Here is a 25,997-nt window from a genome sequence, read left to right on the forward strand (position 1 = left end):
TTCTGTCTACGGGGCAACACCAGGGCCATCTGCCAGCACTATGCGGACCTCTCGCGGGATCTGGTCATCCAGCAGCGGAATGGACATCTCCGGCTGTTCCACGCCCTCCAGTAGCAGCCGCGTGGCGCCGCCTTCGTCGGCGCGCGCCACCTCGATGCGGTATTCGGCGTCGCCGTAGCGGTAGCGCATCCGGAAGCCCGGCCAATCGGCCGGCAGGGTCGGGGCCAGGTGCAGGCGGCCGCCTTCGCGGTGGATCCCCAGCAGCGACTCGACCATCAGCCGGTACATCCAGCCCGACGAGCCGGTGTACCAGGTCCAGCCGCCGCGACCGACATGCGGGGCGACGGCGTAGACGTCGGCGGCCATCACGTAGGGCTCGACCTTGTAGGTCTGCAGTGACTGCGCGGCGCCGTGGTTGACCGGGTTGATCATGCGCATCAGTTCCCACGCGCGCTCGGTGTGGCCGCTGCGGGCGAAGGCCATCGTCGCCCAGACGGCCGAATGGGTGTACTGGCCACCGTTCTCGCGGACGCCGGGCACGTAGCCGCGGATATACCCCGGGTCCTGCGCCGTCTTGTCGAAGGGCGGGTCCAGCAGCTGGATCAGGCCGGCCTCCTCGCGCACCAGGTGCTTGTCCAGCGAGGCCATCGCCTGGGTGGTGCGCTCCGGCGCCCCCGCCCCCGACAGCACCGCCCAGCTCTGCGAGATGGAGTCGATCCGGCATTCGTCGCTGTCCCTGGAGCCCACCGGCGCACCGTTGTCGAACCAGGCGCGCCGGTACCACTCGCCATCCCAGGCGTGCTTCTCCAGGTTCTGCTGCAGCGTATCGGCGGCCTGCAGGCAATGGGTGGCAAAGCGGTGGTCGTGGTGGGCCTCGGCCAGCGGGGCGAAGCGCTGGAGGACGTCGTAGAGGAAAAACCCGAGCCAGACGCTCTCGCCGCGGCCCTGCTCGCCGACCCGGTTCATGCCGTCGTTCCAGTCGCCGGTGGCGATCAGTGGCAGGCCGCGCTCGCCGGTCAGCTCCAGGCCCCGGCGGATGGACCGCACGCAATGCTGGTACAGGCTCTGGCGCAGGGTCGAGCGCAGCGGCAGGTCGAAGTAGGACTCCTCGTCTGGACCCACCGGCCGGCCTTCGATGTAGTTGACCGGCTCGTCAAGCACGTCGCGGTCGCCGGTGGCCTCCACGTAGCGGCAGACCGCCAGCGGCAGCCACAGGTAGTCGTCCGAGCAGCGCGTGCGGACCCCGCGGTCCTGCGGCGGATGCCACCAGTGCAGCACGTCGCCCTCGGGAAACTGGTGCGCGGCGCTGCGCAGCAGGTGACCGCGCACCAGCGCCGGCTCGGCATGCACCATCGCCATGGAGTCCTGCAGCTGGTCGCGGAATCCGTAGGCGCCGCCGGACTGGTAGTAGCCACTGCGCGCCAGGAAGCGGCAGGCGATGGTCTGGTACATCAGCCAGCCGTTGGCGAGCACGTTGAAGGCCGGCTCGGGGGTGTCGACCTGGATCGCGCCCAGGGTCTGCAGCCAGTACATGCGGACCCGGTCGAGCGCATCGTGGGCCGCCCCGCTGCCGCGATGGCGGCGGGCGACGGCCACGCACTCGCCCCAGTCCTTGCCCATCCCCAGCCGGAACACGGTTTCCCTGCGCTCGCCTGGCTCCAATGTGATCGGCACCTGGATCGCGGCCACCGGATCCAGCCCGGCGCCGATCTGGCCGGAGAGGTGCTCGCGGGTGAGGCCGGCCGGTGCCTGCAACGTGCCGTTGCGGCCGATGAACTCCAGGCGGTCGCCGGTGATGCTGCGCTCGTCGCCGCCGGCGTCGGTGTCGAAAAACGCGACGCGACCCTCGAACTCGGTGTTGTAGGCGTTGCGCGCGGTAAGCACGCCGCTGTCGCCGTCGATCTCGGTGATCACATGCATGCCGGTCTTGCCGTGCAGGTCGCCCAGGATCCACTCCACGTAGCCAGTGGCGCTCAGGCGACGCGGGCGGCCGGAGCGGTTGACCAGCTTCAGCACGCTGAATTTCACCGCGTCGTGCAGGTCCACGTAGACCCACAGCTCGCTGATGATCCCGTTTTCCTCGTGCTCGTAGACGCTGTAACCGAAGCCGTGGCGGGTGCGATACGGCCCGGTGCCGCGGCAGGGCAGCGGCGTGGGCGACCAGACGTGGCCGGTGTCCTCGTCGCGCAGGTAGAACGCCTCGCCGGCCGGGTCGCTGACCGGATCGTTGTGCCAGGGCGTCAGCCGGAACTCGTGCGCGTTCTCGGCCCAGGTGTAGCCCGGCGAGCTTTCGCTGACCACGCAGCCGAACAGCGCGTTGGCCATCACGTTGGACCACGGCGCCGGAGTGGTTTGGCCATCGGCCAGGTCGATGACGTACTCGCGCCCGTCCGGGGAGAATCCGCCCAGCCCGTTGTCGAGGATCAGCTCGCGCGGGCCGGGATCAAACGGCCAGGCATCGAAGCCCGCCCGGGTGGCCGGACCGTCGGTGACCTGGCGCGGCATCAGCTCGTACTGCTCCGGTGCCGGGCCCAGCAGCGGCGCGAGCGGAGGCGCCGGCGGGATTACCTGCAGCTGCTCGGCCAGGGTGCCGCGCTGGTCGCTGAGCACCACACGCGCCACGGCCTGCATGAGGATGCGGTCCTCCTGCGACATCTGCTGGGTGGGGCGCACGAAAATGCCGCCGGGACGGTCGATCAGGTGCGCGCCGGCACCGGCGGCGATCAGGCCCAGCACCTGGTCCTGCAGCTGCTGGCGGTAGCCGGCCTGGTCCTCGTTCCAGATCACCAGGTCGACCACCAGCCCTTTCAGGCGCCAGTAGGCGTGGGCCTGGGCCAGCTGGCGGACCAGCTCGATGTTGGCGACGTCGGCGATCTTCACCAGCACGATCGGCAGGTCGCCGGAGATCGACTGCCCCCACAGGCCCGACTGGCCACGCCGGTTCTGCCGCAGCACGGCCGGGTCGGCGCGCAGCGCGGGGCTGGTGTAGAGCACCAGGCCGGCCAGGCGCTCGTAGAGCTGGGCGTGGACCTGGGTGGCGTTGATCTGGTTGCGCACCACCTGGCTGTGCGTCCAGGCCATGTCGAACACCCGGTCGGCCAGGCCTCGGTCGCGGTACTTGTCGATCATGGCGCTGGCGTCCGCGCGGGTGGCACTGACGCCGGAAACCATGTCGATGCTGGCCACCTGTCCCGGCTCCAGGGTGATCCGGCAGCGGATCGCGACGATCGGATCGAGCACCGAGCCCTCGCTGCCCGACAGGTCGCCGGGGGTGGTCAGCGCGGCCGGATTCTGCAGCGTGTTGCCGCGGCCGATGAAGCGCGAGCGGTCGGTCTCGTAGGAGATCGCGTCCACCGACGCGTCGTGCACCGCGACCAGGTGGAACATCCACGGCGGCGTCTCGTCCAGCTCGCGCCGGCGGCGGGTGCACAGGATCGCCTGGCGGCTGCGCTCCAGTTCGGTCTGCACGAACAGGTTGCTGAAGGCCGGATGCAGCTCGTCGGCCATGGCGGGCGCGAGCACCACTTCGGCGTAGGTGGTGATCTCGACCGTGCGCGTGGTGCTGGCGCGGTTGGCGATACGCAGGCGTCGCAGTTCGATGTCGTCCTCGGGCGAGACCGCGATCGCGGTGTGCATCTCGAAGTCGCGCCTACGGCCGCGGAACTCGGCCTTGGCGTCGGAGAAGATCGCCTCGTAGGCATCCACCGCCACCAGGCTGGGCTGGTAGGAGGTCGACCAGAAATCGCCGTCCTCCACATCGCGCACGTAACAGAAGCTGCCCCAGTGGTCGCGCACCGCGTCCTCGCGCCAGCGGGTCACGGCGATGTCGTCGGTGCGGCTGTAGCCACCGCCCGCGCAGCCCACCATGACGTGGTAGCCGCCGTTGGACAGCATCTGGATCGCCGGCAGCTCCATGTTGGGGGTGCGGAAGATCCGCAGCCGGGTCTCGCCCTGTTCGGAGCGCTTGCCGGCGCTGGCCGCCTCGGCCGAATGCAGGTGCAGCATGCCGGTGCGCGGGATGCGTTCCTGCAACAGCAGCAAGGTCGCCTGCAGCTCGGGGTCGGCCATGAAACGGCGCTGCATCGGCTGGTCGCGCAGCAGGTAGTCCAGCGCCAGCAGGCCCATGCCCTGGTGGTGGACCATGAACGACTGCACGACCGCGTGGTCCTGGCCGGGCGGCAGCCGCGCCGGGGTGTAGTCGATCGCCTCGTACAGGCCGAAGCGGCCGGTAAAGCCCTGGCGGGTAAGCAGGCGCAGGTTCTCGCACGCGGCCTGAGGCGCCACCATCAGCGCCATCATGCTGGCGTAGGGGGCGATGACCAGGTCATGGCCGAGGCCGCGCTTGAGCCCCAGCCCAGGCACGCCGAACGCCCGGTACTGGTAGTTCATGCGCGCATCGAACAACTGGTAGCCCGACTCCGACACGCCCCAAGGCACGCCGCGCTGGCGCCCGTATTCGATCTGCCGCTCCACGCTGTTGCGTGCGGTCTGGTCCAGCAGGGTGCCGCGGTAGCTGGGCATGACCAGTTGCGGCATGAGGTACTCGAACATCGAGCCGCTCCACGACAGCAGGGTCGGATCCCCGTCGACCTCGGTCAGCAGCCGGCCCAGTGCGAACCAGGTCTCCTGAGGCAACTGCCCCTGGGCGATGGCGACGAAGCTGGCCAGCCGCGCCTCGGAGGCGAGCAGGTCGTAGTAGCCGTTGTCGGCACGCTGCTCGTCGACGTTGTAGCCGATCACCAACAGGCGCCGCGCCGGGTCGTAGAGGAAGCCGAACTCGGCCTGCGCGCACTGGCCGGCGATATGGGCCAGGCGCTCCAGTTCGCTGATGCGGTCGCTGGCCTGATCGGCGACCGCCGGCTGCGCGCTGCTCGCCAGTTCGCGCAGGCTGGGGATGGGAGCGGCGACGTGGATCGCCGACGGCTGCGCCGCGCCGGGCGCAGCGTGGAAGGGCGCAGCACCTGCCATCCACGCCAGTTCGGAGGCAAGCGCCGTGCACTGCGTCTCCAGCGCCGCCGCCCAGTAGGCCGATGCCTCGCTGCCGGCAGTATGCTGGCGCACCTGGGCGGCGTGGGCCTGCAGGCGATCGGCGAGACCGGCAGCCGCGGCCAGTTCTTCCGGTGGTTCCAGCAGGACTCTGTCCAGTTCGTCGGCCATGGCGCTGATCGCGGTCACGGCCGGAACGTCGCCCAGCGATTCGCGCAGCACGTCCAAGGTGTCGGCCACGCCCTGCCACGACTGCGCGGTGTGGACCGGCGCATCGACCATCGCCAGCAAACCCTGGCGCAGCGTCAACAGGTGGCCGGACAGGTTGCCGCTGTCGACCGCGGACACGTAGCGTGGCGGCAGCGGCTGCAGGGTCTGGGTGTCGTACCAGTTGAAGAAGTGGCCGCGATAGCGCGGCAGGGCCTGCATCGTCGCCAGCGTGGCGCCCACGCGCTGCATCAGGGTGGCCGTGGTCGCGTAGCCGAAATCCCAGGCCGCCAGGTCGGCCAGCAGGGACAGGCCGATGTTGGTCGGCGAAGTGCGCCGGGCGACCACATGGCTCGGGTATTCCTGCACGTTGTCGGGCGGCAGCCAGTGGTCCTGCGCGGTGACGTGGCTCTCGAAGAACGCCCACGTGCGCCGGGCCAGGCGCCGCAGGAACCGCCACTGGTCCAGCGTCAACGCGGCCGCGGGCTCGGCGCGCGGCGAACCCAGCCACCACATCAGCCACGGCGAGACGAACCACGCCGCCAGCACGGGCGTGGCCGCCACGAGCGCGCCGGGGCGCACCAGCACCAGCGCCACGCCGGCGACCAGCGCCGCGGCCGGCGAAGTCCACATCGAGCGCACGGTCGCCCACGCGCCCACCGGCAGGCTGCGCGCCACTTCGCTGGACGGATTCCATTGCAGCAGGTGGCGACGCGACACCAGCACGCGCCACAGGGTGGTCGCGATGGCCGCCAGGCTGAACGCCGCCTCGTACGCCACGCAGGCCACCGCCAAGGGCACCTGCACGAAACTGCGCAGGCTGGACGCCGCCGCCTGGCGCAGGTGCGCACGCACCGACAGGTCGGGCGGGCGGCGGGCGAAGTCGACGATGGCGCCCAGCAGCGGCGGGATCAGGTAGATCGACAGCACCCACAGCGACCACGCCAGCGGCAGCCGGGCCTGGAACCAGCCGATCAGCAACAGGGTCACGATTGCCGACGGAACCAGACTGCGGCGCAGGTTGTCCACCAGCTTGCCGCGCGACAGCATCGACAGCGGGTTGCGCTCCCATTGCCGGCCGGCGCGCTGCACCCACGGCAACAGCCATGGCAGCAGCTGCCAGTCGCCGCGGATCCAGCGTTGCCGCCGTTTGACGTCCACCGCGTAGCGCGACGGGTACTGCTCGTAGAGCTGGACGTCGCTGACCACGCCGGCGCGGGCGTAACAGCCTTCCAGCAGGTCGTGGCTGAGCACGCGGTTGGGCAGGATCCGCCCTTCCAGGGCGCGCTCGAACGCATCCACGTCGTAGATGCCCTTGCCGACGTAGGACCCTTCCTTGAACAGGTCCTGGTAGACGTCCGACACGGCGCGCGTATACGGATCGATGCCCGGCTCGCTGCCAAACAGGCGGGCATACCAGGAACTGACCTCCCCGCTCATGTTGATGCCCACGCGCGGCTGCAGGATGCCGTAGCCGCGCACCACCACGCCGCGCGCCAGGTCGAACACCGGGTGGTTCAAGGGGTGGGCCAGCGTGCCCACCAGCTTGCGGGCCGCATCGCGCGGCAGGTCGGTGTCGCTGTCCAGGGTGATCACATAGCGCACGCCTTCCAGCGCGGCGAGGTCACCGGTGATCTCCATGAAGGCGGCGCGGGTGCCGCCGCGCAGGACACGGTTCAGCGCCGACAGCTTGCCGCGCTTGCGCTCGTGGCCCATCCACACGCCTTCGCGCGGGTTCCACACGCGCGGCCGGTGGAACAGGAAGAACAGGTCGTGGCCGTTGGCGTAGCGCTCGTTGAGCGCGGCGATCTGCGTGCGCGCCGCGTCCAGCAGGGCCTGGTCGCCGGGCATCACCTGCTCGGGCGCGTCGAGGAAATCCGTCAGCAGGACAAAGCGAAGTTGCGCATCGCGGTTGGCCAGGAAGCGCACTTCCAGCGCCTCCACCAGCTCGGACACCGCGGCCAGGCTCGAGAGCATGGTCGGCACCGTCACCACGGTGCGCGCTTCGGCCGGTATCCCGTCGGAGTAGTCCATGCGCGGCAGGGTGCGCGGGGTGGCCAGCAGGGTGGCGCCCCAGTTCACGCAGGCCACGCCCAGCTCGCTGAAGGCGATCATGCCCAGCAGCCCGACCAGCAGCACCATGCCGTCGCTGGCGGTAAAGCGCGCCGCTTCCACCACCAGTCCCTGGGTGAAGAACACCACGATCAGGATGATCGGCAGCAGGTACGCCAGCAGCGGCACGCGGCGTGCGGTCTTGCGCACCGATGCCTCCAGGGTGGGTCGCGCGCCCAGCGCGTGCTCGAGCGTTGCCCGGCCGTCATCGGCGAGGTAGAAACCCACGTGGCGGCGGATGCCGCCGGCCTCCGTTCCGCCTTGGCGGGCGAGCTCGAGCGCCTTTTCCGCGACCGCGATCTCCTCCAGCCGGTTGCGCCGCGCGATCTCCTCGGTGAGGTGGCGGTAGCGATCGCGGGTGGCGAAATCCATGCGCGAATAGGTCGCCGTCGGGTCCTGCCGCAGCACCGCATCGACCAGGCTGGAGGATTCGACGAACTCTTTCCAGTCCACCAGGGTCAGGAAGCGCAGGCTGCTGATGCTGTTGCCGACCGACATCTGGTCGATCGACTGGGTCTGCCCGTCGGCATGCACCACCTGCTCCACGTCGGTGCCGCCGTCGGCCAGCCATTGCTCCACCCAGGTCAGCGCCAGCGCCAGCACCGTGCCCTGCCCCTGCATCTGGCGCACCAGCTCGGCCACGAAGGCCGGGGTCATCGGCGGCTGGCTGCGCGCCATGTCGGCGATCACCAGCACCAGGTCCTTGGGCCGCTCCTCGGCGGCCGTGATCAGGCGGTCGGCCCAGATGTCGGCCAGGTCCATGTGCACGCGGTCGGCGGCGATGCGCAGGCCGACCCGGCGCAGGTTCTCGATCAGCGCCAGGCGCAGCATGATCGGAATCGCCCACAGCTCGCCCAGCTTCAGCGGCGCGACTTCCTGGTAGGCGGCCACGAAGCGGCCCAGGCTTTCGATTTCCAGGCGGCCGTCACCGTGCGAGATCGCGTTCAGGGCGATGTCGTAGACGCGGGGCAATCCGGCCGAGGGTCCGTTGGCCAGGCGCGGCAGTTCGCGGCTGTAGCCGCGCGGCAGATGCCGGCGCGCAATCGCGACCTGCTCCTGGACCAGGTAGATGTTGTCCAGCAGCCAGTCGCTGGCCGGGGTGATGCGCCGGTTGGCCTGCGCCGATGCGGTCAGCATGGTGCAGGTGTGGTCCAGCACGCGCTGGTTCTCGCTCAGCCGCTCCAGCAGTGACTCGGTATGGGGCTCCAGCGCCGACTGCAACTGGTGCATGCCGGCCAGTTGGCGACCGTGCTCTTCCATGCGCTGGGCACTGAACAGCGAATCGCGCAGCGGCAGTTCCTCGGCGATCGGCGCCAGGGAGGGCCGGCGCGCGAGTCTGCGCAGCAGGCCCGACTTCCGGCCGGACGGCAACGTGGATTGCGGCATGCGAGCGGGCTTCCCGTTAACGCGCGTGGATTACGCGTCGGGGGATGCTCGCAGAGACGTCCCAAAAATTCCGTGAAACGCGCGCGAATCGGCGCGGTGCCGCTGCGCGCGGGAGGGCCCTGGACTCAGCCGCACTTGGAATAACCGCAATTGAGGCAGGTCGCGCAGCCGTCCATGATCACGATCGCCTTGGTGCTGCACTTGTGGCACATCGCGGCGGAGGGCGGAAAGGCCACCCCGCCGTCGCCGGTGACCTCGACATCCTCGCTGCGCGGGGTGTCGCTGACCCGCGGCTCGGGAAACAGGTGGCCGCTGAGTTCGTCCCGCGGCGGCAGCTCGGCGGTGGCGACCTTCTCCGCGAGCGGGGTTACCTCAGTTTTTTTTTTGGCCTCCATGGCCGCGTACGCCGCGCGCTTCTCGGCGATCAGCTCACGCTGGGAAGCACTCATCTCCGGGTCCTGGATCATCCCGATCGATTTGAGGTGCTCCTCCACGATGCTGCCCAGCTCGGCGACCAGCGATGGCATGTAGACGCCACCGGCCTTGAAGTAACCGCCGCGCGGATCGAACACCGCCTTCATCTCCTCCACCAGGAAGGTCACGTCGCCGCCCTTGCGGAACACCGCCGACATGATCCGGGTCAGCGCCACGATCCACTGGAAGTGGTCCATGTTCTTGGAGTTGATGAAGATCTCGAACGGCCGGCGGTGCTCGTGCTCGCTGCCGGCATTGAGGATGATGTCGTTGATGGTCACGTACAGCGCGTGCTCGAACAACGGCGTCTTCAGCTTGTAGGTCGTTCCAATCAGGGTCTCCGGACGCTCGATCTTCTCGTGCATCTGGACCACGTTGCTGTCCCTGTCGGCGGCCTGGGCGGCATCCTGCGCCGCGGTTTCGCGGACGCGGTCCTCGGCGCTGACGACGCTGTAACCCTTGATTTTCTGGTCGATCTTGATGGCCATGGGCCAGACTCCTGGTGCATTGGTGGACGACGCGACGGCCCGGGTGGGCCGCGCGCGGGGATGCGTGGCTCAGAACCTGCCGTAATACCCTTCCTTGAGGGCATCAAACAGGTTGGCGGCGGAGTGCATCTCCCCGTCGTACTCGATTTCCTGGTTGCCCTTGGCCTCCACCACGCTGCCGTCTTCCAGCTCGAAGCGGTAGGTGGTGTTCTCCAGGTCGGCTTCCTTGACCAGCACGCCCTGGAAGGCGGCCGGGTTGAAGCGGAACGTGGTGCAGCCCTTCAGGCCCTGCGCGTGGGCGTAGGTGTAGATGTCTTTGAAATCCTCGTAGGGATAGTCGGTGGGCACGTTGGCGGTCTTGGAGATTGAGCTGTCGACCCATTTCTGCGCCGCGGCCTGCACGTCCACGTGCTGCTTGGGCGTGACGTCGTCGGCGGCGATGAAGTACTCGGGCAGGCGCGTGGCCGGCTCATCGGAGAACGGCATCGCGCCGGGATTGACCAGGCTGCGGTAGGCCAGCAGCTCGAAGGAGAACACGTCCACCTTCTCCTTGGACTTCTTGCCCTCGCGGATCACGTTGCGGCTGTAGTGGTGGGCAAACGACGGCTCGATGCCGTTGGAGGCATTGTTGGCCAGCGACAGCGAGATGGTGCCGGTGGGCGCGATCGAACTGTGGTGGGTGAAGCGGGCTCCGACCTCGGCCAGCTCGGCAACCAGTTCGGGGGCGACTTCGGCCACGCGCTGCATGTAGCGCGAGTACCTGGCATGCAGCACCTTGCCGGCGACTTCCTGGCCGATCTTCCAGCCATCGGCAACCATTTCCGGGCGTTTGCGCAGCATCTCGGCATCGACGGTGAACTGCTCGTCCATGATCGGCGCCGGACCCTTCTCCTTCGCCAGCGCCAGGCCGGTTTCCCAGCCGGCGACGGCCATCTCGCGGGCCACCTGCTCGGTGAACTCGCAGGACTCGGGCGAGCCGTACTTCATCTGCAGCATGGTCACCGTCGAGCCCAGGCCGAGGAAGCCCATGCCGTGACGGCGCTTGCGCATGATCTCGTCGCGCTGCTGCTGCAAGGGCAGTCCGTTGATCTCCACCACGTTGTCGAGCATGCGGGTGAACACGCGCACCACTTCGCGGTACTCGTCCCAGTCGAAGCTGGCCTGTTCGGTGAAGGCGTTGCGCACGAACTTCGTCAGGTTGATCGAGCCCAGCAGGCAGGCGCCGTAGGCCGGCAGCGGCTGTTCGCCGCAGGGGTTGGTCGCGCGGATGTCCTCGCACCACCAGTTGTTGTTCATCTCGTTGACGCGGTCGATCAGGATGAAGCCCGGCTCGGCGTAGTCATAGGTTGACACCATGATCATGTCCCACAGGTGCCGGGCCTTGATGTGGCCGTAGACCTTGCAGGCGACCAGGCCATCGTCGCGGACGATGTAGTTGCGGTGGGTCGGCCAGTCGCGCCAGACCACCTGGGACGGATCGTCAACGTCGACGTCGCCCTTCTCCTTCAGGTTGACCGGGAACACCAGCGGCCAGTCCTCATCGTCGGCCACCGCCTGCATGAAGCCGTCGGTGATCAGCAGCGACAGGTTGAACTGGCGCAGGCGGCCGTCCTCGCGCTTGGCGCGGATGAAATCCTTCACGTCCGGATGCGAGACATCGAAGGTGCCCATCTGCGCGCCGCGACGGCCGCCGGCCGAGGACACGGTGAAGCACATCTTGTCGTAGATATCCATGAAGGACATCGGCCCGGAGGTATAGGCACCGGCGCCGGCAACAAACGCACCGCGCGGGCGCAGGGTGCTGAATTCATAGCCGATGCCGCAGCCGGCCTTCAGGGTCAGGCCGGCCTCGTGGACCTTCTCCAGGATGCCGTCCATGGAATCCTCGATGGTGCCCGAGACGGTGCAGTTGATCGTGCTGGTCGCCGGCTTGTGCTCCAGCGCGCCGGCGTTGGAGGTGATGCGGCCGGCGGGAATGGCGCCGTGGCGCAGCGCCCAGGTGAAGCGCTCATGCCAGTAGGCGCGCAGCTCGTCGGTGGACTCCGAATCGGCCAGTGCGCGCGCAACGCGGCGGTAGGTGGCGTCGATGTCGGCGTCCACCGGCGTGCCGTCCTTGGTCACCAGCCGGTACTTCTTGTCCCAGATGTCCAGCGACGCGGGCTGCATGGCGATCTTCATTACCGCCGGGGTGTCGACGCCGGGTGTCTTGGAATTGCCGGAAGTTTCCATGCTTGCTGCCTCGAGGCGCACCGTGCTCATGCCTGATCTTTCTCCTGGGTGGCCGCTGCTGGGCGCGGCCGGAAAGCGGGTGCGGAACCGGTGGACCGGCGCCGCGTTGATGGGTGTCGACGATGTCCTGGAACCCGGCAGCGCCGCACTCGCGTCAGCTTCGCAGGGGTCCTCCGGCACCGCTTGACACGGATCCGAACGCCTTGGCGACATAAGCGGATGAACCCAAGTGCTGGGCGTATCCGGCGTGCCTGACCACAACATGTTGTGGCTGCCAAGGAGGTCAACGCTACCGACACCCCCCGGCCAAGTCAACGCTGGCGGAGCGCGCGATTTGCGGCTATGGACGGCAGGGCCTGGCGCGCCACGCGGACGGGCAAAGCCCGGCTTCATCGACGATTTACCGCGCTTGAACCACACTTGGTGTTTGCCTTTTTCAGCCTTGCCGGGGACCGCCCATGAGCACCGATCGGAATCCGCCACGACCTTCCATGCGCATGCTGGCGATGCTCGCATTCGCCGCCTGTTTCGGCGGGGTGGTGGCCGCCGCCGTCCTGCATGGATTGCAGGCACCGGCCGTGGCCGCGCCGACCGCGCAGTCCAGCGCACCGGCGATCACGCCGATGGCCACATCGCTGCCCTCCGCGGTCGCCGGCCAGCCGCTGCCATCGCTGGCGCCGATGCTCGCGCAGGTGACGCCCGCGGTGGTCAGCGTGCAGGCCAAGCAACGCGTCCGGCTGAACAACCCGTTTGCCAACGATCCGATGTTCCGGCGCATGTTTCCCCACATTCCGCAGGAACGCATCGAGCAATCACTGGGCTCGGGCGTCATTGTCGATGCGACGCGCGGCTATGTGCTGACCAACCACCACGTCATCGAGGGCGCCGAGGAGGTCACCGTCACCCTCGCGGACGGGCGCACGCTGGCGGCGGAATTCGTCGGCTCCGACCCGGACACCGACGTGGCGGTGATGCGCATCCCCGCCGAGGGGCTGCAGCAGATACCGCTGGCCGACTCGGGCGATCTGCGCGTGGGCGACTTCGTGGTCGCCGTCGGCAATCCGTTCGGCATCGGCCAGACCGTCACCTCCGGCATCGTGTCCGCCGTCGGCCGCACCGGCCTGCGCGGGCTGGGATACCAGAGCTTCATCCAGACCGATGCGTCGATCAACCCGGGCAACTCCGGCGGCGCGCTGGTCAACCTCAACGGTCAGCTGGTCGGCATCAACACGGCCAGCTTCAACCCGCGCGGCAGCATGGCCGGCAACATCGGCCTGGGCTTTGCGATCCCGGTCAACCTTGCGCGCAACGTGATGGACCAGCTGGTGACCAGCGGCGAGGTGCGTCGGGGCAGCTTCGGCCTGGACGCGCAGGACGTGGATGCGCGGCTGGCCAGGGCGCTGGGACTGGATCACCCGCGTGGCGCCCTGGTCACACGCGTGCACGCCGATTCGGCCGCCGCCGCCGCGGGCCTCAAATCCGGCGACGTGATTATTGCCGCCGACGGCGAGCGCATCGACAACCGCGACGGGCTGCGCAACTTCGAAGGCCTGCACGCCATCGGCAGCCAGGTGCAACTCGACATCCGTCGCGACGGCAAGCCGCTGCGGCTGTCGGCCAAACTCAGGGAGCAGCCGCGGGCGCTGGCCGGGGTGAGCCTGGATCCACGACTGGCCGGCGCCGGCTTCAGCGAATTGCCCGAGCGCCTGCGCCAGGCCGGCATCTCGGGCGTACTGGTCGAGTCGGTGGCCCAGGGCAGCCGCGCTGCGGCGAGCGGCATGCGAGAGGGTGACGTGGTGATGGGGTCCAGTGCGGGGGCGTTCGAGGATCTGGCCGGCTTCCGCACGGGCTTCACACGGCCTCCGGCACAGTTGGTCTTGCAGATCGTTCGCGGCAATCAACGCGGTGTGCTGCAGATGCAATAAACCCCACGATCCCCCATCAGGAGCGACATCCATGAATTCCAACCAGACCTCCGGCACCACTGGCAGCAGCGGCAGCACCACCGGCACTACCGGCACGAGCGGCACGTCCGGCACCACTGCCACCAAGCCCACCGAGTCCATGAAGTCCAACCTCGGCGAAGCCGGTACCCACCTCAAGCAGGCGGCCCAGCACACCGGCCAGACCCTTAAGGGTGCGGCATCGGCCGCCGGCGAAGAGTTGCGCACCGGTCAGGCCGGCATCAAGTCCGAGCTGTCCGAGAGCGCATCGGCGACCAGAGCCGCAGCCAGCGAAGTGGCCGGCGCCGCCCGCGAGCAGGCCGACGAGCTGATGGAGAAGGGGCGCGACCTGATCGACAGCGCGTCGGAGCTGATCCGCGAGCGTCCGATGGCCGCCTTCGGTGCCGCGCTTGCTGCGGGCTGGGTGCTGGCCAAGCTCACCCGCAACAACGACTAAGCCGCCGCAATGCACAGCCACGGCGAAGACGACCGACCCTACGAGGACGATCCCCCCGTGGCCGACGAGCTGCGGGAGGCCCTGCGCCAGATCGGCTTGACCGGTCGGGCCAGTCTCTCCGCCGCAGGCGACACGGCCAAGGCGTTGCGGGCACTGGTGGCAGCGGATGTCTCGCTCGCCCGCAGCGCCCTTGGCCGTACCCTGGCCATGAGCGGGGTGGCGATCATCTGCGGCGCCACCGCATGGCTGTTCCTGATGGGCGCGCTGGTGGTGTTCCTCAACGGAGCGACCGTGCTCACCTGGACTGCGGCGCTGTTGATCCCGGCGGGCCTCAGCCTGCTGGCGGCGGCGATCGCCACATGGGCGGCGGTGCATTACTTCGGCCATACCCGGCTGGACGCGACCCGTCGCCAATTGGCCCGGCTGGGCATCGGCGAGCTGTCGGAGCTGATGCCTTCACCGGATTCGGCCGAGACGGCCCGCGATGCGGAGCAGGGCAAGCCGCCGCGTGAGCCGGCTGCGGCGCAGACCCGCCGCCCTCCCACCGAGCAGGCGGGCACGTGAGGCTGGCAGGTATCCGGTCTCCCGGTAACAGCCCGCCAATGAAATCCGATAAATGCAACCGACGCGCGGCGCGTGCCGCCGTCGGCCCAAGGCGGAACTCATGAATTTTGAAAAGCTGAAGAACAAGGTCGACCAGGCCGAAAACACCTTGGAGGCGAACGAGCGCCGGGTGGGCGCTGACCTGCGCCAGCTGAAGGACTCGTGGCTGGCCATGTGGTCCCCGGGCCGGATCATCGTGGTCGGACTGGCCAGCGGATTCCTGATCGGGCGGGCCGAGCCGCTGCAGACCGTCGCCCGTGGCGGCGGCTTGCTGCGCATGAGCAGCACCCTGATGACCCTGTTCTCCGGCATGACCGCGGCCTCGGCCGCCAGCGATGCCGAAGCCGCCGAAGAATCCGCGGAGGAAACGCACGCCGCAGCTGCCTCGGTCGCAGCGGAGTCTGCAGGCGTAGCGGCGAGCGCCGACTCGGCGCGCCGGCAGCGGCGCCGCTTGCCCGCCGGAACGAGCGACAACGCCGCCCAGGACTATCTGGAGCGGCTGGCCTCCGCCGCGCGCCAGGCCGGAGGCAACGGCTGACCATGGCCGCGGGACCCGCGCAACCCGGGTCCCCTGCCGCCCCGGAAGACCAGGACCTGACGCTGCCCGGCGCGAGCGCTTCCGGGACCGATGAATTTGCGCCAGACGCCGATCCCCCGCTCTCGGCGGTGCGTCCACGCGCGTCGCATGCGCTCAATCTGCTCGCCACCCTGGCCGTGGGCTACACGCTGTGGCTGGCCCAGGGCGTGGTGCTGCCCATTCTGCTGGGGATGTTTTTCGCCCTGATCGGCAACCCGATCCTCCGTGGACTGCGGCGCCTGCGCCTGCCGCGGGTCCTGTGCGCGACCATCGTGCTGCTCGGCGGCTTGGCGGCCGCGCTTGCGCTGGGCTACCAGCTGGCCCAACCGGCTGCCGAATGGGCCCGCCAGGTACCCAAGGAACTCAGCCGGCTGGCACCCAAACTCCGCCAGATGAGCAAGCCGGTCCACGCCGCCAGCGAGGCGGCGCAAAGCATCGCGCGCGCCACCGAGGCCGGCGATGGCAAAAAGGTCGACGTGGTGCGCACCGAGGTCAACGACCCCTACAAGTCGCTCACCGCCACGCCGATGATGCTGACCTCGCTGCTGGCGGTGGTGCTGCTGACGTTCTTCTTCATGGTCTACGGGGAAAACCTGCAACGCAATGCCATCTCGCTGCTGCCCAGTCGCCAGCAAAAGCGCGTCACCGTCGAGATCATGCAGTCCATCGAGCGCGAGATATCGCGCTACGTGCTCACCATCAGTGCGATCAACCTTATGCTCGGCCTGGCGCTGGCCGGGTCCTTCTACCTGCTCGGCGTGCCTCTGGCCGAAGCGCTGCTGTGGGGAACCATGGCGGCGGTGCTCAACTTCGCCCCCTACGTCGGGCCCCTGATCGGCATCATCATCATGCTGCTGATGGGGTTCGTGGCTTTCGACGAGGCCTGGATGTCGCTGGTGCCCGCGGGTATCTACTTGGGACTGCATACGCTGGAGGGTCAGATCCTGACCCCGGTGATTCTCGGCCGGCAGATGCGGTTGTCGCCGCTGGTGCTGATCATGGCGCTGATGGCGTTCGGTTCGCTGTGGGGCATCATCGGCCTGCTGCTGGCGGTGCCTTTGCTGGTCTGCGTGAAAATCACCCTGTCGCGCATCGAGGGCCTGGAAGGCTGGGCGCGCCTGCTGGAATGATCGGCATTTTTCGACGGGCTAGAATGACCGCGTGAGCTTTCCCGTCCACGCCATCACCCTCGACCTCGACGACACGATCTGGCCCATCGCGCCGGCCATCGTGGGCGCAGAGGCGGCGCTGGAAGCATGGATGGCGGAAAACGCGCCCCGCGCGGCACGGATGTGGCCGGCCAGCGAGCGCCAGCGCCTGCGTGAACTGGCCAACCGCGAGCGTCCGCGGCTTGCCCACGACATGACCGCGCAGCGCCGGTGGATGATCGAACGCATGCTGGTGCTCGCCGACGAGGACGTCGCCCTGGCCGAGGCGGCCTACGACGCGTACTTCGCCGCCCGCTGCGATGTGACGCACTACCCCGACAGCGTCGACGCGCTGGAGCGCCTGGCGGCGCGGGTACCGCTGGCCGCCGTCAGCAACGGCAACGCCTGCCTGGACACGATCGGCCTGATGCACCTGTTCCAGTTCCAGCTCGGCGCGCGCGAGCACGGCGCCGCCAAGCCGGACGCGAGCATTTTCCATGCCGCCTCCGAGCGCCTCGGCCTGCCCCGCGAGCACGTCCTGCACGTCGGCGATGATCCCTACATGGACGTGATCGGCGCGCGCCAGGCCGGACTGCGCGCCTGCTGGATCAACCGCGCCGACGAGCACGGCCGGTTCCCGCCGTGGCCCGATGCACGGCCCCGTCCCGACCTTGAATTCCCCACACTTGCCGCGTTGGCCGACTGGCTCGACGCGACGCACTCCAAGGAGTCGATCCGCCCATGAGCCTGCCGCCCGGCTTTACCGATGCCACCACCGATGCCCTGCCCCTGCACATCGTCAGCCCTGACCGGCTGGAGCAGTGGCGCGCGGCCCAATCACCGGCGCATGGCCAATGGCTGGACGCGCAGGCATTCGATGCCAGCGCCGGTTCGGTGGCGTTGCTGTCGGCGGACGATGGCAGCATCGCGGGTGCCGTGATCGGCGTGGCTGACCGCGCCGACGCGTACTGCTACGCGCACGCGCCTTTCGCGCTGCCCGCCGGCACGGTGTGGAAGCCCGCCGAAGAACTCAACGCGGAGGACGCCAGCAACCTGCAGCTGGGATGGGGCCTGGGCAGCTACCGCTTCGCACGCTACCGCAAGCCCAGGCGCGCGCCGGCCGAGCTGGCGGCGGCTGCGTCGCAGGAAGTGCGTGATGTCATCGCCGCGTGCCTGCGGGTGCGCGACTGGGTCACCACGCCCACCGAGGACATGGGTCCGCAGCAGCTGGAAGATGCCGCGCGCGAGCTCGCCGACAGCCACGGCGCGACGCTGGAAGTGACCGCCGGCGACGCCCTGCTGGAGCAGAACTTTCCGACCATCCACGCGGTCGGTCGCGCTTCGCATCGCGCGCCGCGCCTGATCGCCCTGCGCTGGGGCAAGCCGGAGCATCCCCATCTGGCCCTGGTCGGCAAGGGCGTGTGCTTCGATACCGGCGGGCTGGACATGAAGGCCGCCGACGGCATGCGCAACATGAAGAAGGACATGGGCGGCGCCGCGCACGCGCTCGCCCTGGCCGGGCTGGTCATGGCGCAGGCCTTGCCGGTGCGACTCACCCTGCTGGTGGCGGCGGTGGAGAACGCGGTCGGCCCCGATTCGTTCCGCCCCGGCGACGTCATTACCACGCGCAAGGGCATCACGGTGGAGGTCGACAACACCGACGCCGAAGGCCGGCTGGTGCTGTGCGACGCGCTGGCCTACGCCTGCGAGCAGAACCCCGACACGATCATCGACTTCGCCACCCTCACCGGCGCCGCCCGCGTGGCGCTTGGGCCGGACCTGCCGGCGCTGTTCGCCAACGACGACACGCTGGCCCGGCAGTGGCTGGAGGCCGGCGAAGCGATCCGGGACCCGGTCTGGCGCATGCCGCTGTGGCGACCGTACCTGCGCTACCTGGACAGCAGCATCGCCGACATCGCCAACGCGGGTTCGCGCATGGCCGGCGCGGTCACGGCGGCGCTGTACCTGGAGCGTTTCATCAGCGAGGGCCAGAAGTGGGCCCATCTGGATGTGTACGCCTGGAACGACAAGGATCGACCGGGACGCCCGGCGGGCGGCGAGGCGCTGGCGCTGCGTTCGGCGTGGACGATGCTCACGCAACGCTACGGCCGCTGAGCCGTTCAGGCGCGCTGCGCGCCGACGACAGATCCGTGCGCACAACCTGGTGTAGTTGGGGCGGACGAACCTCCTCGTCACGGCGTTCCCGGCTGTCCGGGTGTATCACGGGTGGCATCCACCGGACCTTGCGATGACCTCACAGATCCCCACGCCCGACGGGCGCCCGCCACGACGTTCCTTGCTCCCGCTTGCCGCCATCGGGCTGATTGCCCTCGGCGGGGCCGCGGGGTTTGCCTGGGCGGCCGGCTGGATCGGCAGCAGCGGACGCCTGACGTCGCAGGGGTTCGTCGACACCATCGAGGCGACCGGCGCCGACCATCCCGGCTTCCGGCGCGCGCACAGCAAGGGCGTCTGCGTCAGCGGCAGCTTCCAGGGCAGCGCGGACGGCGCGGCCCTGTCGAGCGCACGCGCGTTCGCGCAGCCCGCCGTACCGGTGCTCGGGCGGATGTCGATCGGTGGCGGCGATCCGCATGGCGCCGATGCTGCAGCGCGCGTGCGCAGCATGGCGCTGCTGATCCGCACCGACGACGGCCAGCAATGGCGCATGGCGATGAACAGTTTTCCGTTCTTCGGCGCGCCCACGCTTCAGGCCTTCATGGAGCAGACCCGCGCGGGGATCCCGGATCCGGCGACCGGCAAGCCCGACCCGGCGAAAATGACCGCGTTTCTGGCCAAATACCCGCAGGCACGTCGCTTCCAGGCCTGGGCCAAATCGGCCCCCTGGTCGGACAGCTGGGCCAACACCGCCTACAACGGCGTCCACACCTTTTATTTCGTCAACGCTGCCGGCGAGCGCCAGCCGGTGCGCTGGTCGATGCGGCCACGGGCGCCCTTCGTCGAGATGGACAAGGCGCAGCGCGAGCAGGCCTCCGCCGACTACCTCGCCGAGGAGCTCGACCGCCGACTGGCGACGGGCCCCCTGCGCTGGGACATGGTGGTGACATTGCCCGATACCGGCGATGCGTTGGACGACCCGTCGCAACCGTGGCCCGAAGCGCGCCGCCAGGTCACCGTCGGCACGCTCAGCCTTGAGCAGGCACAGCCGCAGGCCACGGGCCCGTGCCGCGACGTGAACTTCGATCCGCTGATCCTGCCCACCGGCATCGCGGCGTCGGATGACCCGATTCTGGCCGCGCGCTCGGGCGTGTACGCGCAATCCTTCTTCCGCCGTGAGCGCGAGATCGCCAGCGGCAAGGCCGCCGATGCCATGAACCAGGCGGTGTCGCCATGAACCCGCGTCCGCCTGCGCATTTCAACCTGCTGGCGCGCCTGCTGCACTGGAGCATGGCGGTGCTGATCCTGACCATGCTGTTTGTCGGCGTCACCATGGTCGCCTCCCTGACCCTGCGCCCGATGCTGATCGAGCTGCACCGGCCGATCGGCATCGCCATCCTGCTGCTGGCACTGCTGCGGCTGGGCAACCGCCTGACCCACCGTCCACCGCCGCTGCCCGCCGACCTGCCCCCCATCCAGAAGACCGCCGCCCGCGCCTCGCACTGGTTGCTGTACGCGCTGATGCTGTCGATGCCGCTGATCGGCTGGGGAATGCTCTCGGCGGGCGGCTATCCCATCGTGATGTTCGGCAGCGTCAGCCTACCGGCCATCCTGCCGCATTCGCCGACGCTGTTCGCCCTGCTCCGCGGCGCCCACGAACTGCTGGCCTACCTCCTGTTCGCCACCGTGTTGCTGCACCTGTCGGCGGCGCTGTTCCACGCATGGGTGCGGCGCGACGGCGTGTTCGCCAGCATGGCGCGCGGCCCCGTGCACGACGAGAGCCGATAAAGCCGCGGTCTCCAGCGACGCGACGGCGCGTTTGATTGGTGGGGCGGAATATTCTGCCGCTTGACAACTCTGTAAACCAGAGTACTTTGTCACCCATCAACCGAAGGAGCAGGACCATGCAACAGGCTGAGCAGCTCAAACAGGATCTGGATTACGTGGTCGGCGCGGTACGCCGGCACGACCGCAGCGCAGGCGTGCCGTCGATCTACTTCATGTGGGCGGCAATCATCGCGGTTGGCTGGGCCTTGCCCGACTTCGCCCCGCAACTGGCGGCGCCGTTCTGGGTGCTGTTCGGGATCGGCGGTGGCCTGGTCAGCATCTGGCTGGCGGCGCGGGATACAAAACACAGCGGTTCGGTGGATCAGGCGCACGGGCGTCGCCACGGCCTGCACTGGCTGGTGACGGGCGCCGCCTTCCTGGTCTGCTGGTTGCCGGTGATGCGCGGCGCGCCGATCGAGACCGCGGTCGGCAACTTCATGCTGGTGGCCGCGATTTCCTACGCGCTGGCCGGCGTGCATCTGGAGCGACCGCTGTTGTGGACCGGCTTGCTGATGCTCGCCGCCTATGTCGTGTTGACGATGTTTGCTTGGCCCTACACCTGGACCGCCACCGGTCTGCTGGTCGCGATCGCCCTGGCCTGGGCAGGTTTCAGCAGCCAGCGCTCGCGGTCGCCGGTCCATCCGGAATGAAGGCGCTGGACGGCCTCGACAGCGCGTTTGAACACCGCGCGCGGCTGGCGATCGGCGTCCTGCTGGCACGCCACGAAGAGATCAGCTTCGCGCGTTTCAAGCAGAGCCTGTCACTCACCGATGGCAACCTGGGAGCGCAGCTGCGCAAGCTTGAAGACGCCGGCTACCTGGCGCTGCGGCGCGACTTCGTCGAACGCAAGCCGGTCACCTGGTACCGCCTTACCGAGGCCGGACGCGACGCCCTCGACAGCCATCTGGCGGCGCTGCAGGCGATGATCGCGACGGCGGCCGGATAGAGGGCGGTTGGCAGTGATCGGGGCGCGCGTCACACTCGGGCGACCACCACTGCGAGGGCGCATATGAACGACTCGGCCGAGCTGCTCAAGTCGCTCAAGATCGACCGCTCGGCTCCGCCGGAGCCACGGAAACGTTGGCCCTGGCTGGTCGCGGCTGGCGTGCTGCTGGTGCTGATCCTCGCCGCCGGGTTCTTCCTGCGCGGCCAGGGCGGTATCGAGGTACGCACCGCGGCCGCGGTACCGATGTCGAGCGGCAGCGCGGCGGTGCTGGATGCCACCGGCTACGTCGTCGCCCGACGCATGGCCACGGTGTCCTCCAAGGTCACCGGCAAGGTGCGCGAGGTGATGATCGAGGAGGGCCAGCAGGTCGAGGCCGGCGACATCATGGCCACGCTGGACCCGATCGATGCCAACGCCGAGCGCAGCCTGGCCCGGGCCCAGCTTGCCGCCGCGCGCAGCCAGATCGACGCCGCCCAGGCCCAATCCAGCGAAGCCGCCGCCAACGCCGCCCGCCTCGCGCCACTGGCGCGGCAACAGCTGGTGCCCGCCGCGCAGTACGACCAGGCCGTGGCCGAGCGCGACGCCTTGCGCTCGCAACTGCTGACCGCGCAGCGCAACGCGCAGGTCGCCGCCGACCGCCTGGCCATCGCCGACAACGGCGTGGACAACACCGTGGTGCGCGCGCCGTTCACCGGCGTGGTCATCGCCAAGGCGGCCCAGCCCGGCGAGATCATCTCGCCGCTGTCAGCCGGCGGCGGCTTCACCCGCACCGGCATCGGCACCATCGTCGACATGGACTCGCTGGAGGTGGAGGTGGATGTCGGCGAGGCCTACATCGGCCGGGTGACGCCGAAAATGCCGGTCGAGGCCGTGCTCAACGCCTACCCGGACTGGCGCATTCCCGGCTCGGTGATCGCGATCATCCCGACCGCCGACCGCGGCAAGGCGACGGTGAAGGTGCGGGTCGCGCTGGACGAGAAGGACCCGCGGATCGTGCCCGACATGGGCGTGCGCGTCAGCTTCATGGAAAAGGCCGGCGAGGAAGCGCCGCCAGGGGTGCGCGTGCCGGCGGCAGCCGTGGCGAGCCGGGACGGCAAGGACGTCGTCTTCGTGCTGGACACCAACGACACCGTCGCCCTGCGGCCCGTGGAAGCAGGCATCACCACCGGCAGCGACCGCCAGGTGCTCGCGGGCCTGAAGGCCGGCGAGACCGTCGTGCTGGACCCGCCGGCGGAACTCAAGGACGGCGACAAGGTCCGCGTGGCCAGGGACGCGGCGCCATGACGCCGCTGGTCAGCCTGCGCAACCTGACCAAGACCTACCAGCGCGGGCCGGAGAAGATCGAGGTGCTGCACGGCATCGACCTGGACATCGCCGAGGGCGACTTCGTGGCCCTGATGGGGCCGTCCGGCTCGGGCAAGACCACGCTGCTGAACCTGATCGGCGGCCTGGACACGCCCAGCGGCGGCGAGATCGCGATCGAAGGTGAGCGCATCGACCGCATGGGCGCCGGCCAGTTGGCCAACTGGCGCAGCCGGCATGTGGGCTTCGTGTTCCAGTTCTACAACCTGATGCCGATGCTGACGGCGCAGAAGAACGTCGAGCTGCCGCTGCTGCTGACCTCGCTCAAGGCCGCGCAGCGCAAGCGCAATGCCGGCATCGCCCTGCAACTGGTCGGCCTGGCCGATCGCACCTCGCACAAGCCCAACGAGCTTTCCGGCGGCCAGCAGCAGCGCGTCGCGATCGCGCGCGCCATCGTGTCCGACCCGACCTTCCTGATCTGCGACGAGCCCACCGGCGACCTGGACCGCCATTCCGCCGAGGAGATCCTGGCCCTGCTGCAGTCGCTCAACCGCGACCACGGCAAGACCATCATCATGGTCACCCACGACCCGAAGGCGGCCGAATACGCCAGCCACACCGTCCACCTCGACAAGGGCGAGCTGGTGGACGCGCCCGGACTGGTGCGCTGAGGCGGCGATGAAATACCTCTGGCTGGTTTGGGCCCAATTGCGGCGGAGCAAGACCCGCACGCTGCTGACACTGCTGTCGGTGGTCGCCGCCTTCCTGCTGTTCGGCATGCTCGACTCGGTCCGGGTGGCCTTCAATTCCGGCGGCAGCGTGGACGGTGCCAACCGGCTGGTGGTCGCCTCGCGGCTGTCGATCACGCAGACGCTGCCGATCCGCCTGCTGCGCCAGATCGAGGGCGTGCCGGGCGTGCGCAAGGCGACCTACGCGATGTGGTTCGGCGGCATCTACCAGGATCCGAAGAACTTCTTCCCCAACTTCTCCGTGGCCGACAACTACTTTGACGTCTACACCGACTTTGACCTTTCCGCCGAACAGCTGAAAGCCTGGCAGGCCAACCAGACCGGCGCGGTGGTGGGCGACGCGCTGGCGCAGAAGTTCGACTGGAAGATCGGCGACACCATTCCGCTGCAGGCGACCATCTTTCCGCGCAGCGGCAGCAACGACTGGCCGCTGCAGCTGGAGGCGATCTACCGCGCGCGCGACCGCGACAACGTCGGCGCCGAGCAGCAGCTGCTGATGCACTGGAAGTACTTCGACGAGGCCAACGACTACATCAAGAACCAGGTCAGCTTCTTCACCGTGCAGCTGGCCGACCCGGGCCAGGCCTCGCGCGTGGCGCAGGCGATCGACGCACTCTCGGCCAACTCCGACCACGAGACCAAGAGCCAGACCGAGTCGGCCTTCCAGCAGTCGTTTGCCAAGCAGTTCGCCGACATCGGCCTGATCGTCACCGCGATCATGGGCGCGGTGTTCTTCACCCTGCTGCTGCTCACCGGCAACACCATGGCCCAGGCGGTGCGCGAGCGGGTGCCGGAATTGGCCACGCTGAAGACGCTGGGTTTCCGCGATTCGACCATGCTCGGGCTGGTGATGGCCGAGTCGGTGCTGCTGGTGATGATCGGCGGGCTGACCGGGCTCACCCTGGCCGCGCTGGCGATGCCGGGGATCTCGGCTGCCAGCGGCGGGATGATCGGCCTGCCGCAGGTGCCGGCGCAGACCTGGCTGGTGGGCATCGGGCTGATGGTCGCCATCGGTGTAGTGGTGGGCCTGCTGCCGGCGCTGCGGGCCAAGCGGCTGAAAATCGTCGACGCGCTGGCGGGGAGGTGAGGATGCGGGCCGTGAACAGGCAGCGCTTGTGGAACCTGCTGACCGTCGCGCTGCTGGCGGCGGGACTGGCCGCGTGGATCGTGCTGCCGTGGTGGGGCCTGCTTGCCCTTGCCGTCGCGCTGGCGACCTGGCTGGTGCTGACCCGCAGCGGGCGGCTGTCCCTGGCGGCCACGCGGATCGGTATTTCCAGCCTGCCGCAGCGGTGGGGCGCCTGTTCGGTGATCATCGTCGGCATCGCCGGGGTGGTCGGTGTACTGGTCGCGATGCTGGCGATGGGCGAAGGCTTCAAGTCGACCCTGCAGGCGACCGGCAGCGACGACACCGCGATCATCCTGCGCGGCGGGTCACAGGCGGAAACCAACTCGGTGATCCTGCGCGACCAGGTGCCGCTGGTCTCCAGCCTGCCGGGCATCGCCCGCGACGCGGATGGCAAGCCGCTGCTGACCGCCGAGCTCTCGCAGGTGGTGGCGCTGAAGGCACGATCCGATGGCAGCGATTCCAACGCGCAGCTGCGCGGCGTCGGCGAGGAAGCCTGGCAGGTGCGTCCGGGCGTGCGCCTGGTGGAAGGCCGCAGGTTCCAGCCCGGCCTGCAGGAGCTGGTGGTCGGCCAGGGCGCGCAGTCGCAGTTCCGCGGCCTTGAAGTGGGCAATACGCTGGAGTTCGCCAACCAGCAGTGGACGGTGGTGGGCAAGTTCGCCTCCGGCGACGCCTACGATTCGGAGCTGTGGGGCGACGCGCAGACCATCGCCTCGACCTACCGGCGCAATGCCTATCAGTCGATCACCGTGCGCACCGAGGGTGCGGACGGCTTCCAGCGCCTCAAGGCGGCGATGGACGCCGACCCGCGCCTGAAGCTCGACGTGGAGACCACCCGCAGCTACTACCGCAAGCAGTCCGGCCAGCTGAGCACGCTGATCAACGTGCTTGGCACGGTGATCGGCGCGATCATGGCAGTGGGCGCGGTGTTCGGCGCGCTCAATACGATGTACGCGGCGGTGGCGGGGCGTGCGCGCGAGATCGCCACCATGCGTGCGATCGGCTTCCGCAGCCTGCCCGTCGTGCTCGCGGTGATGTTGGAGACGATGCTGCTGGCGCTGCTGGGCGGCGTGCTGGGCGGCTTGATCGCCTGGGCGATCTTCAACGGCTACACGGTGTCTACGCTGGGCAACAACTTCAGCCAGGTGGTGTTCCAGTTCAAGGTCTCGCCGCAGTTGCTGTGGACCGGCCTGAAATGGGCGCTGGGCATCGGCCTGGTCGGCGGCCTGTTCCCGGCATTGCGCGCCGCGCGCCTGCCGGTGACGGTCGCGCTTCGGGACGGCTGAAACAAAGCGGGCACCCGAAGGTGCCCGTTCGACGCTTGCAGC

General features: G+C 69.0%; 18 protein-coding genes. 15 read left to right on the forward strand and 3 right to left on the reverse strand.

Translation table 11 applies throughout. The features are described 5' to 3' along the window. Positions 1-6 precede the first annotated feature (6 nt). The 3 genes from INQ40_RS11675 to INQ40_RS11685 all read right to left on the reverse strand — a co-directional run bounded on the left by INQ40_RS11675 (position 7) and on the right by INQ40_RS11685 (position 11,882). Positions 7-8,691 (reverse strand): glycoside hydrolase family 94 protein, encoded by an 8,685-nt coding sequence (locus INQ40_RS11675; protein ID WP_194340560.1) that lies wholly within the window; start codon positions 8,689-8,691, stop codon positions 7-9. A gap of 125 nt (positions 8,692-8,816) precedes the next feature. Further along, positions 8,817-9,653, reverse strand: a complete 837-nt coding sequence (locus INQ40_RS11680) for an NrdJb (RefSeq protein ID WP_194340561.1) — start codon at positions 9,651-9,653, stop codon at positions 8,817-8,819. Between the two features lie 69 nt (positions 9,654-9,722). Further along, the gene (locus INQ40_RS11685; protein WP_228482211.1) at positions 9,723-11,882 is read right to left on the reverse strand and encodes an adenosylcobalamin-dependent ribonucleoside-diphosphate reductase; all 2,160 of its coding nucleotides are present in this window, start codon (positions 11,880-11,882) and stop codon (positions 9,723-9,725) included. A 458-nt stretch (positions 11,883-12,340) separates the two neighbouring features. Here INQ40_RS11685 and INQ40_RS11690 point away from each other — a divergent pair, with 458 nt between their 5' ends. From INQ40_RS11690 to INQ40_RS11760, 15 genes are all read left to right on the forward strand, one after another. Next, positions 12,341-13,807 carry a Do family serine endopeptidase gene (locus INQ40_RS11690; RefSeq protein WP_228482020.1) on the forward strand — a complete coding sequence of 489 codons (1,467 nt, stop codon included), beginning with the start codon at positions 12,341-12,343 and terminating at the stop codon, positions 13,805-13,807. A 139-nt stretch (positions 13,808-13,946) separates the two neighbouring features. Further along, entirely contained in the window at positions 13,947-14,282 is a 336-nt protein-coding gene (locus INQ40_RS11695; RefSeq protein ID WP_193987374.1) for a hypothetical protein, read from the forward strand. A gap of 9 nt (positions 14,283-14,291) precedes the next feature. Continuing rightward, positions 14,292-14,846, forward strand: a complete 555-nt coding sequence (locus INQ40_RS11700; protein ID WP_194340563.1) for a phage holin family protein — start codon at positions 14,292-14,294, stop codon at positions 14,844-14,846. Between the two features lie 100 nt (positions 14,847-14,946). Beyond that, positions 14,947-15,423 carry a hypothetical protein gene (locus tag INQ40_RS11705; RefSeq protein WP_194340564.1) on the forward strand — a complete coding sequence of 159 codons (477 nt, stop codon included), beginning with the start codon at positions 14,947-14,949 and terminating at the stop codon, positions 15,421-15,423. A gap of 56 nt (positions 15,424-15,479) precedes the next feature. Then, the gene (locus INQ40_RS11710; RefSeq protein ID WP_194342555.1) at positions 15,480-16,592 is read left to right on the forward strand and encodes an AI-2E family transporter; all 1,113 of its coding nucleotides are present in this window, start codon (positions 15,480-15,482) and stop codon (positions 16,590-16,592) included. 31 nt (positions 16,593-16,623) lie between these two features. After that, positions 16,624-17,355 carry an HAD-IA family hydrolase gene (locus INQ40_RS11715; RefSeq protein WP_194340565.1) on the forward strand — a complete coding sequence of 244 codons (732 nt, stop codon included), beginning with the start codon at positions 16,624-16,626 and terminating at the stop codon, positions 17,353-17,355. After that, complete coding sequence (locus tag INQ40_RS11720) at positions 17,352-18,725, forward strand: leucyl aminopeptidase family protein (RefSeq protein WP_194340566.1); 1,374 nt, start codon at positions 17,352-17,354, stop codon at positions 18,723-18,725. Before INQ40_RS11715 ends, INQ40_RS11720 begins: the two co-directional genes overlap by 4 nt. 133 nt (positions 18,726-18,858) lie before the next feature. Continuing rightward, positions 18,859-19,959 (forward strand): catalase family peroxidase, encoded by a 1,101-nt coding sequence (locus INQ40_RS11725; RefSeq protein WP_194340567.1) that lies wholly within the window; start codon positions 18,859-18,861, stop codon positions 19,957-19,959. Then, the gene (locus tag INQ40_RS11730; RefSeq protein WP_194340568.1) at positions 19,956-20,510 is read left to right on the forward strand and encodes a cytochrome b/b6 domain-containing protein; all 555 of its coding nucleotides are present in this window, start codon (positions 19,956-19,958) and stop codon (positions 20,508-20,510) included. The genes INQ40_RS11725 and INQ40_RS11730 overlap by 4 nt, the downstream gene beginning before the upstream one ends. Before the next feature lie 116 nt (positions 20,511-20,626). Next, positions 20,627-21,199 carry a hypothetical protein gene (locus INQ40_RS11735; protein ID WP_193984776.1) on the forward strand — a complete coding sequence of 191 codons (573 nt, stop codon included), beginning with the start codon at positions 20,627-20,629 and terminating at the stop codon, positions 21,197-21,199. Further along, positions 21,196-21,495: a transcriptional regulator gene (locus INQ40_RS11740; protein WP_194340569.1), complete on the forward strand. Its 300-nt coding sequence runs from the start codon at positions 21,196-21,198 to the stop codon at positions 21,493-21,495. The genes INQ40_RS11735 and INQ40_RS11740 overlap by 4 nt, the downstream gene beginning before the upstream one ends. Before the next feature lie 63 nt (positions 21,496-21,558). Continuing rightward, positions 21,559-22,779, forward strand: coding sequence for an efflux RND transporter periplasmic adaptor subunit (locus INQ40_RS11745; RefSeq protein ID WP_194340570.1), 1,221 nt, complete (start codon positions 21,559-21,561; stop codon positions 22,777-22,779). Further along, on the forward strand, positions 22,776-23,468 hold the full coding sequence (locus tag INQ40_RS11750; protein ID WP_194340571.1) for an ABC transporter ATP-binding protein: 693 nt from the start codon (positions 22,776-22,778) through the stop codon (positions 23,466-23,468). Before INQ40_RS11745 ends, INQ40_RS11750 begins: the two co-directional genes overlap by 4 nt. 7 nt (positions 23,469-23,475) lie before the next feature. Then, positions 23,476-24,633, forward strand: coding sequence for an ABC transporter permease (locus INQ40_RS11755; protein WP_194340572.1), 1,158 nt, complete (start codon positions 23,476-23,478; stop codon positions 24,631-24,633). Positions 24,634-24,635: 2 nt separating this feature from the next. Next, positions 24,636-25,955: an ABC transporter permease gene (locus INQ40_RS11760; protein ID WP_194340573.1), complete on the forward strand. Its 1,320-nt coding sequence runs from the start codon at positions 24,636-24,638 to the stop codon at positions 25,953-25,955. Positions 25,956-25,997 lie beyond the last annotated feature (42 nt).

Source organism: Lysobacter sp. H21R4, assembly GCF_015277535.1.
GTDB classification, from domain to species: Bacteria; Pseudomonadota; Gammaproteobacteria; order Xanthomonadales; family Xanthomonadaceae; genus Novilysobacter; species Novilysobacter ciconiae.